Source organism: Pseudomonas sp. P5_A2_2 (assembly GCF_054177685.1).
Genome location: NZ_JBGCUL010001239.1, coordinates 1 through 1,170 on the forward strand (window position 1 = coordinate 1; position 1,170 = coordinate 1,170).

Sequence of the window (1,170 nt, forward strand, 5' to 3'; positions counted from 1 at the left end):
CATACGCATTCACCTGATCTACCAGGCCACGGGTGCTGGTTTCCACGTCGATGTCAGCGCCTTCACCGCCCATATCGGTTTTCACCCAGCCCGGGTGCAGCGACAGCACGGTGAGACTGGTTTCGCCCAACTGAGTGACGAAGCTGTTGGTCATGGAGTTCAGCGCCGCCTTGCTGGCCTTGTACAACGCCAGCTCCGGTGCGTCGGGCATGGTCACGCTGCCCAGCACCGAGCTCATGAAGGCCAGCACGCCGGTGTCCGGGCGAATCCGGTCGACAAAACGCTGGGCCAGGTTGATCGGCGCCACGGCGTTGGTGAAGAACAGTTGACCGACTTCGGCCATTGTCGCGCCGCCGTTCGGCGTCTGGACATCCGGCCCCTTGACCCCGGCATTGACGAACAACAGGTCAAACACATCACCCTTGAGTTGTTGGCTCAGGGCGGACACCGCCTGCTGATCGTCCATGTCGAGCTTTTCGATCTGCACATCGCCCAAGGCCTGCAAGGCTTCGGCTTTTTGCGGATCGCGCACGGTGGCGGTGACTTGCCAGCCATCGGCCAGCAGGGTTTTCACCAGCCCGAGGCCAAGCCCCCGGGAGGCGCCGATGATGAGTGCAGTTTTTGCCTTGGACATGAGTGGCTTCCTTGAAAATTCAGAGTCGTGGATTCAATGGACACTGTTGCCCCAGCCGTTGTTGCAACTCGTCGCGCAGCGCGCCGAGTTCGGCCATGCGGGCTTCGATCAGTTTGAGTTTGTCTTGCAGCAATTGCGTGACGGCACTGTCGGGATCGGGTGACTGCCAGATTGCAGCGACGCTGTTGCCGATCGCGCCGAGGGGGCTTGACCCTGGAGCATACTCCAGGCTTTAGCCTTGTTGCTCCCTGAATTGATGGAGCAATGTCGATGTGGACTACAACGCAATATCGCCGGTTGGTGCAAGGTAGTGCCTGGTATGACTTGATCGTGATGCTCGCGTTTGTCACGCCGTGGAGTTTTGCAGCGTTGCATGGGGTTTTGATGGGCGTGAGTCAGGCGTTGAGTTTGCCCGGTGAGCTGCCACCGTTCGAACCGGCGCACATGTTGATGGCGAATCTGCTGGGGTCGATTGTCTGCGTATTGTCGGTGCTGCGGATTCGTGATCCGCAGCAGGTTTATGGGCGGTATGACGC

At 59.7% G+C, this 1,170-nt stretch carries 1 protein-coding gene and 2 pseudogenes; 1 reads left to right on the top strand and 2 read right to left on the bottom strand.

Annotated elements, in window-relative coordinates:
* Positions 1-634, bottom strand: a 634-nt coding sequence (locus tag ACXRVY_RS30430; protein ID WP_458239132.1) for an SDR family oxidoreductase, incomplete at its 3' end; no start/stop codon positions are given.
* A gap of 19 nt (positions 635-653) precedes the next feature.
* Positions 654-836: pseudogene (locus tag ACXRVY_RS30435) on the bottom strand (MerR family DNA-binding protein); the annotation flags it as partial.
* Positions 837-904: 68 nt separating this feature from the next.
* Between ACXRVY_RS30435 and ACXRVY_RS30440 the strand changes: the two are divergent.
* Positions 905-1,170: pseudogene (locus ACXRVY_RS30440) on the top strand (hypothetical protein); the annotation flags it as partial.